Raw genomic sequence first — 8190 nt, 5'->3', positions numbered from 1 at the left:
CACAGTGGCGACGTCGGCATCAAGCCCGCGCCCGCCGCTGCCATTACCAGCGACAGCGACGAATCATCGATCACTAAATGCGGCTGGAGTACTAAAGCGGACTACGGGGAGGGAACGTAGCGGCCGCAATATCCGGATTTCTCAAGATTCGCTCATTCCGATATGACGAATTTCCGGCATAAATGAACTGGGTTATCTCGTGTCACAAAAGGAGGCGGATTTTGGCCCGGCCGCCTCGGCGTGCCTGAGCGCCCGGCGCAGCGGGGAGAATGGGTCTGTGCATGCGAAGACCCTCCGCTCCGTCGTACTCCTCGGCTCCACAGGTTCGATCGGCACACAGGCCCTCGACGTCATCGCCGCCAACCCCGACGGCTTCCGCGTCACGGCCCTCGCGGCAGGGGGAGGGAGGGTCGAGCTGCTGGCCAGACAGGCGGCCGAGTTCGGTGTCGAGGCGGTGGCGGTGGCCGACGCGGCGGCCGTGCCCGCGCTGCGGGAGGCGCTGGACGCTCACGGCGTCAAGCCCGTCGTGCTCGGCGGCCCCGAGGGGGTGGCCGAGGTGGCCGGCTGGGAGTGCGACATGGTGCTCAACGGCATCACCGGCGCGCTCGGCCTGTCGTCGACGCTGGTCGCGCTCAAGGCGGGCCGCCTGCTCGCGCTGGCCAACAAGGAGTCGCTGATCATCGGTGGGCCGCTGGTCAAGCGGCTGGCGGCGCCGGGCCAGATCCTGCCCGTCGACTCCGAGCACTCCGCGCTCCAGCAGTGCCTGTGGGCGGCGGGGCCCGACGGCTACGACCCCTCGCAGGTCAAGCAGCTCGTGATCACCGCGAGCGGCGGGCCGTTCCGCGGCATGAAACGCGAGGAGATGGCCGACGTCACGCCGGAGATGGCGCTGGCCCACCCCACCTGGTCGATGGGCCCGTACATCACGATCAACTCCGCCACGCTCGTCAACAAGGGGCTCGAGGTCATCGAGGCCCACCTGCTGTTCGACCTGCCCTTCGACCGCATCGAGGTCGTGGTGCACCCGCAGTCGATCATCCACTCCATGGTCGAATACGTCGACGGCTCCACCATCGCCCAGGCCAGCCCGCCCGACATGCGGCTAGCGATCGCGCTCGCGCTCGGCCACCCCCACCGCGTCCCCGGCGCCGCTCGGCCGATCGACTGGTCCAAGGCTCACACCTGGACGTTCGAACCGCTCGACGACGACGCCTTCCCCTCTGTCGCGCTGGCCCGCCACGTCGGCGGCGAGGGCGGCACCGCGCCCGCCGTCTACAACGGCGCCAATGAGGTGTGTCTCGACGCGTTCCTGCGCGGCGATCTGCCGTTCCTGGGCATCGTCGACACCGTGGCCAAGGTCGTCGAAGAACACCAGGTCACCCCGGCAGGCTCCGTCGAGGAGGTGCTCGCGGCCGACGCCTGGGCGCGGGCCCGTGCGGCCGAGCTCACAGCCGGGCAGTCCCGCTAGCTACCTAAACTGGAAAGCGTCGTCACAGTAAGGGTTGAAATGTCTTCTGTAGCTCTCGGCATCCCGACGGTCCGTCCCAAGCCGCTCGCCGAACGCCGCCGTTCCCGCCAAGTCATGGTCGGCAACGTGCCCGTCGGCGGCGACGCCCCCGTCTCGGTGCAGTCGATGACGACGACGGTGACCGCCGACGTCAACGCCACCCTCCAGCAGATCGCCGAGCTCACCGCGTCGGGCTGCCAGATCGTCCGGGTGGCCGTGCCGTCCCAGGACGACGCCGACGCGCTGCCGCTGATCGCCAAGAAGTCGCAGATCCCGGTGATCGCCGACATCCACTTCCAGCCGAAGTACGTCTTCGCCGCCATCGACGCCGGGTGCGCGGCGGTCCGGGTCAACCCCGGCAACATCAAGAAGTTCGACGACAAGGTGGGCGAGATCGCCCGCGCGGCCTCCGACGCCGGCGTGCCCATCCGCATCGGCGTCAACGCCGGCTCCCTCGACCCCCGCCTGCTGCAGAAGTACGGCAAGGCGACGCCCGAGGCGCTGGTGGAGTCGGCGCTGTGGGAGTGCTCGCTGTTCGAGGAGCACGGCTTCCGCGACATCAAGATCTCGGTCAAGCACAACGACCCGGTCGTGATGATCAACGCGTACCGGCTGCTCGCCGCCAAGTGCGACTACCCGCTCCACCTCGGCGTCACCGAGGCCGGGCCGGCCTTCCAGGGCACGATCAAGTCCGCCGTCGCGTTCGGCGCGCTGCTCGCCGAGGGCATCGGCGACACCATCAGGGTCTCGCTGTCCGCTCCTCCGGTCGAGGAGGTCAAGGTCGGCACCCAGATCCTCGAGTCCCTGGGGCTGCGCGAGCGTGGCCTGGAGATCGTGTCCTGCCCGTCGTGCGGGCGGGCGCAGGTCGACGTCTACACCCTTGCCGAGCAGGTCCAGGCCGGTCTGGAGGGCATGAAGGTGCCGCTGCGGGTGGCCGTCATGGGCTGCGTCGTCAACGGCCCCGGCGAGGCCCGCGAGGCCGACCTGGGCGTCGCCTCCGGCAACGGCAAGGGCCAGATCTTCGTCAAGGGCGAGGTCATCAAGACCGTGCCGGAGTCGCAGATCGTCGAAACCCTGATCGAGGAGGCCATGCGGCTCGCCGAGGAGATGGGCGTCGAGATCGACCTCGACGACGACACCACCACCGGCCCCACGGTCACGGTGGGCTGACCACCGGCCTTCACGGTCCTGCCCGGCTGACCGGCGGCGGTCTCCTGTGGCTCGCGGTGCGTCGAGCGCCACGGGCCTCACGGGCGGCGCAACGCCTTGGACGTCGTGGTCGCGGTCGGCTGAGTGCCCCGGCCTCGGTGGTGCGGCTGGCTGCGTGCCACGGATCTCGGGGTCGCGGTGAGCTGAGCGCTAGCCGAGACGTGTCCGCTCGACGGCGGGCACGTCTATTGGTGGGCGTGGTTGCCTCAGCGGTCGCTGTGGTGCTCCGCTCCGGCCGCGCTGCTCGCATCGGACTCCCTGGTGGCGTGGAGTCCGTCGGATGCGCGGACCGCTGCCCGCTTGTGTGCGAAGCGCCTCCTCCCTGGCGCTGTGTGGGGTCCGTCGGGTGTGCGGGCCGCTGTTCGCTTGTGTGCGAAGCGCCTCGGCACGGGCGCGCCTCACGCGCTCGCCACGCCGGCTCATCGATGACGACGCGGCTGCTCCGGCGTGCCGTCTGCTGGTCGCAAGGCGCAGCCTGGCGGTGTGCCGGACGTGGCCGGCTGGGTGTTGCCCGGTCGTTTGCGGGCCTGGTGGGATTGGGGCTGTCCGGATGCGCGGCCGGCTCGGTGCGCGCGTGACGGCCTTGCTGGATTCGGATTGGTGAGCGCCACCCGGGCGGCGGCCAGTCGGCCGCGCCCGCCCTGCGACGGGCCTGCCCACCCGCATCCTCGCCAGGGCGCGAAAGACGCGGGCCCCTGGTGCTCGCGGTGGTCGCTCTGCAAGGGCGCCTTGGTGCGGCCGGCTGAGCGCCGTCCGGCAGGGGGCAGCCGGGTCGCGCCTGCTCGGGACAGGCGGGTCCTGCATGAGCACGTCTCTGGCGCTTATGGCGCCTGCCTGCGGAGGCGCGGGCTCTGCGGTCGGCTGAGGGTCCCCACCAGTTCCGCCCGGCCGTGCGGAGGCTCGTTGGGCTGGGGTTCGGCCTCGTGGGCGTTCGCGCGGTTCAGTGAGCGGGCTGCTGGGGCGGATAGGCGGGCTGGACGGGAGGCGGGCTGGACGGGAGGCGGGCTTGGGCGGTTCCAGTCGCCCGGCAATCTTGCCGCTAGGCGTTGGCAAGCTTTTCCCCATACCCTTCGTGATCGCCTGGTGACTCACGGGAGCATCGCAGGGCCTATGAACAGGAAGGGGGCCGGGTGAAACGGGTAGTGGTGGTCGTCGCCGGAGTGGCGATGCTCGTGGCCGGGGTCGGGAGTGCGAACGGGACCGCGGTGGCGGTGGCCGCGCGGGAGGCGCCGGCGGCGGCGCGGCAAGCAGCGGCGGCGGCCGTGACGTGGGCGGCCTGCCCCAAGGCGCCGGGTAAGTCGGCGTCGGCGGAGCTGGAGTGCGCGACCGTGCAGGTGCCGCTCGACTACCGCAGGCCGAAGGCTCAGACGATCAAGCTGGCGCTCAACCGGATCAAGGCCAAGGTGCCCAGCGGCAGCAGGCATCTCGGTACGCTCCTGATCAACCCGGGCGGGCCGGGCTCGCCGGGCCGGAACCTGACGGAGTACGTGGCCTCATCCCTGCCCGCCGACGTGGCCGAGCGGTACGACATCGTCGGCTTCGACCCGCGCGGTGTCGGCGGGAGCGAGCCCGCGATCCACTGCATGGACGCGGAGACCTTCTACAAGGCGCCCAGGCTGGACCAGATCCCGCGCAACAGGACGCACGAGAAGGCGCTGCGCAGCCGCGCCGCCAGGTACGCGGAGGCGTGCGGCGACCGGTGGTCGTGGCTGCTGCCGCACCTGACGACGGAGAACTCCGCCAGGGACATGGACCGCATCCGCGCCGCGCTCGGCGAGGAGAAGATCAGCTACTTCGGCTACTCGTACGGCACCTACCTCGGCGCCGTCTACGCCACGCTGTTCCCCGGCCGGATCAAGCGCCTGGTCATGGACAGCACGGTCGACCCGAGCGGCAGCTGGTACACGCTCAACCTCAGGCAGAACCGCTCCTTCGAGCGCCGTCACCGGCAGTTCCTGGCCTGGACGGCCCGGCACAACGACGTCTACAAGCTCGGCTCGACGGTGAAGCAGACGTCGTTCGCCTTCTACGCGATGCGCGACCGGCTGCGCTCGCACCCGGCCGGTGGCGTGGTGGGCCCGAGCGAGCTGGACGACACGTTCGCGCTGGCCGGCTACACGGACAAGGTGTGGCCGTCGTTCGCGCAGGCGTGGTCGTCGTACGTGCGCGACGGCGACGCGTCGGGCCTGACCGACATCTACACCAGGCACGGCAAGAACGACGCGGCCGACGAGAACGGCTACGCCGTCTACCTGGGCGTGGAGTGCAGCGACGCGCGCTGGCCACGCAAGTGGGAGAAGTGGCGGGCCGACATGACCAGGATGCACCGCAAGGCGCCGTTCCTGACCTGGCCCAACGCCTGGTACAACGCTCCCTGCGCGTTCTGGCCGGTGCGGGGCGGCACGCCGGTGCAGGTCAAGGACTCGCCGAAGCTGCCGCCGTTCCTGATCCTGCAGTCCAAGGACGACGCGGCGACGCCGTACCGCGGGGCGCAGGAGATGGCCGAGCGCTTCCCGCGCGCCCGGCTGGTGGTGGACCAGGGCGGCAACCACGGGGTGACGCTCGCGGGCAACGCCTGCATGGACCGGCATCTCGTGGCCTACCTGCGGGACGGGACGCTGCCGCGGGACGGCTCGTCCTGCGCGGCGGCGCAGCAGCCGAGCCCGGCCGTCGCCGCGCCCCAGGCGGCGGGCCGCTCGCGCGCCCCCGACCTGCTGGGCCTGCTCGGCGTGCTGGACCTGCTGAAGGGCGCGCGCTGAGGCCGCTGCCGGGCGCCCGATGAGATCGCTCAGAGGGCGCCCGCCGGTGACCGCGTAGCCCGCGCAGAGGTCGGACGTCAAGAAAGGGTTACCGTGGGCATTTCCGGATGAGCCATTCGGTAACCCTTCGCGTAGTCTGACCATTGTGATGCTGCGTACATCGGCGTCGCGCGTGCTCGACGACAACGACCGGGACGAGGTTCTCGCCCTGCTCGACGCCGATCCGGTCGCCAACGTCTTCGTCTCCTCGCGGGTGCGGGCCGTCGGCCTCAACCCGGCGAGGCTGGGCGGGCAGATGTGGGGCTATGGCACGCGCGGCAACCTCGTGTCGCTCTGCTACGCCGGGGCCAACATGGTGCCGGTCAACGCCGGTCCCGAAGCCGTGCACGCGTTCGCCGATCGTGCCCGCAAGCAGGGCCGGCGCTGCTCGTCCATCGTGGGTCCCGTCGACGCGGTCAGCCTGCTGTGGGAGCGGCTGGAGCCGCACTGGGGCCGGGCGCGGGCGATCCGCTGGGCGCAGCCGGTCATGGCGACCTCCAGCAAGCCGCCGGTGCCGGCCGACCCGCTGGTACGCCGGGTGCGCCCCGAGGAGTTCGACATCCTGCTGCCCGCGTGCGTGGCGATGTTCACCGAGGAGGTCGGGGTCTCGCCGAACCTCGGTGACGGCGGCGCGCTCTACCGTACGCGGGTGGCCGAGCTGATCAGGATCGGCCGCTCGTACGCGCGGATCGAGGACGGCCGGGTGGTGTTCAAGGCGGAGATCGGCGCGGTCACGCCGCAGGCCTGCCAGATCCAGGGGGTCTGGGTGGCGCCCGAGCTGCGCGGCAGGGGGCACGCGGTGGCCGGGATGGCGGCCGTGGTGGAGGCGGCGATGAACTGCTTCGCCCCCGTGGTCACCCTGTACGTCAACGACTACAACCACTCGGCGCGCGCGGTCTACCGCAAGGTCGGCTTCCGCGAGGTGGGCACGTTCATGTCCGTCCTGTTCTAGCCGGGCACGCGCAGGGTGAGCAGGGCGACGTCGTCGTCGTTGTCGGGCGGGCGCACCTTGGCGAGCAGCCGGTCGCAGTAGCCGTTCAATCTGCTGCCGGCGAGCGCCGCGGCCTCTTCGCGCAGCCGTTCCATGCCGTCGTCCAGGCTGTGGGCGGGCGACTCGATGAGCCCGTCGGTGTAGAACACCACGCTGGAGTGCGGCGGCAGGTCGTAGACGGCGTCCTCGCGTACCGTCTCGAAGCCGGTGCCGAGCATCAGGCCGGTGCCGTCCTCCAGGAACCGGGTGCTGCCGTCGCGCTCCACGAGCAGCGGCGGCGGGTGCCCGGCGTTGGTCCAGCGCAGCCGCCAGCCGCCGTCGATCTGCTCGGCGCGGGCGAAGACGACGGTGGCCATCGTGGCCTCGGCCATGCGCGCCACCGCCTGGTCGAGCTTGTCCACGACGGCGCTGGGCGCGATGTCCAGCTCTCCCGCGTACGCGCGCAGCATGTTGCACAACTGGGCCATGCCGGCGGCGGCGGCGAGGTCGTGCCCCACCACGTCGCCGATCACCAGGCCCACCGAGCCGTCGGCCTGTACGAACGCGTCGTACCAGTCGCCGCCGACCTGGGAGGCGTCGGGGGCGGGCACGTAGCAGGCGCTCATCCGCAGGTTGGGCAGGCTCGGCAGCCGGGGCAGCAGGTGGCGCTGCATGGTCTCGGCGACGCGGCGCTGCCGCTCGTACAGGCGGGCGTTGTCCAGCGCCAGCCCGGCACGGCGGGCGATGTCCTCGACCAGCAGCAGGTCGCCCGCCGTGTACGGCTCGGGCCGCTCGGAACGCCCGAGGGTGAGCGCGCCGATCACGTCGCGGATGCCGCGGATCGGCGCGATGCACGCGGACGTGATGCCGGTCGCCGCCAGCAGCTCCTGCTGGACGGCGGCGAGGTCGGTGTCGGGCGGGCACTGGTAGGTCTGCGGGCTGATCAGCGTCGCGGTGACGCCGCGCAGCGCCCGCGACAGCGGCATGGCCGAATCGGGGCGCACGGCGGGGAGCTGCCGCTGCAGGTCGTCGCGGTGCATCAGCGCGCCGTTCTCGTAGTGGACGACGACGGACCGGGAGATCGTGCCCTCCTCGGCGACCAGGTCGACCACCACCCAGTCGGCCAGCAGCGGCACCACCAGGCGCACCAGGTGGCCCAGCGTGGCCTGGACGTCGAGGCTGGAGGTGAGCGTCGCGGTGGTCTCGGCGAGCAGGGCCAGGCGTTCGAGGTCGGACAGCGACGCGCTGGGGCCCGGAGACTCGGCGGCGTCCTCCCCGTTGTCGCTCACCTCGTGGAAGATCACCAGCGCGCCCGTGGTGGAGCCGTCGATCCGGCACGGCGTGATGAGCCAGCAGGTCCGCAGCACCGTGCCGTCGCCGCACTCCAGATACGCCTCGTCGCCGGACGCGGTGGTGCCGGTGAGCAGGGAGTGGCGCAACGCGCACTGGCTGTGCGGCAGCGCCTCGCCGCGCCTGCCGCGGTGGATCGCGTCGTGGGCGTCGTGGCCGAGCAGATCGGCGGCGCGCCGCCGGAGCAGGCGCTCGGCGGCGGGGTTCATCTCGACGATGACGCCGCGGTCGTCGACCACGTACGCGCCCGCCATCTTGAGGTCGCGCAGCCGCAGCAGATGCCCGCCCTCGGCGGTGAGGGGGCGCTCAGCCTGCCGGGGCGGGACGCTCATGGGCGGATCTCCTTTCATCAGGAG

Annotated in this window: 5 protein-coding genes; 4 read left to right on the top strand and 1 reads right to left on the bottom strand. The window is 71.5% G+C overall.

Going from position 1 to position 8190, the window contains the following annotated elements; translation table 11 throughout:
• Positions 1–277 precede the first annotated feature (277 nt).
• The 4 genes from dxr to AB0K67_RS38255 all read left to right on the top strand — a co-directional run bounded on the left by dxr (position 278) and on the right by AB0K67_RS38255 (position 6466).
• A complete protein-coding gene (dxr, locus tag AB0K67_RS38270; protein ID WP_364069924.1) occupies positions 278–1468 on the top strand; it encodes a 1-deoxy-D-xylulose-5-phosphate reductoisomerase in 1191 nt (396 codons plus the stop codon).
• Between the two features lie 39 nt (positions 1469–1507).
• On the top strand, positions 1508–2677 hold the full coding sequence (gene ispG, locus AB0K67_RS38265) for a flavodoxin-dependent (E)-4-hydroxy-3-methylbut-2-enyl-diphosphate synthase (RefSeq protein ID WP_364069922.1): 1170 nt from the start codon (positions 1508–1510) through the stop codon (positions 2675–2677).
• Positions 2678–3846: 1169 nt separating this feature from the next.
• The gene (locus AB0K67_RS38260; RefSeq protein WP_364069920.1) at positions 3847–5475 is read left to right on the top strand and encodes an alpha/beta hydrolase; all 1629 of its coding nucleotides are present in this window, start codon (positions 3847–3849) and stop codon (positions 5473–5475) included.
• Between the two features lie 148 nt (positions 5476–5623).
• Entirely contained in the window at positions 5624–6466 is an 843-nt protein-coding gene (locus AB0K67_RS38255) for a GNAT family N-acetyltransferase (RefSeq protein WP_364069938.1), read from the top strand.
• Here the strand turns inward: AB0K67_RS38255 and AB0K67_RS38250 are convergent.
• A complete protein-coding gene (locus AB0K67_RS38250; RefSeq protein WP_364069918.1) occupies positions 6463–8166 on the bottom strand; it encodes a SpoIIE family protein phosphatase in 1704 nt (567 codons plus the stop codon). The two genes, AB0K67_RS38255 and AB0K67_RS38250, sit on opposite strands and share 4 nt — an antisense overlap.
• Between the last annotated feature and the right edge of the window lie 24 nt (positions 8167–8190).

This window comes from Nonomuraea sp. NPDC052634 (assembly GCF_040678535.1).
GTDB classification, from domain to species: Bacteria; Actinomycetota; Actinomycetes; order Streptosporangiales; family Streptosporangiaceae; genus Nonomuraea; species Nonomuraea fastidiosa.
The sequence above is the reverse complement of the archived record's forward strand: the minus strand, read 5'-3'. Positions and strand labels throughout refer to the sequence as shown.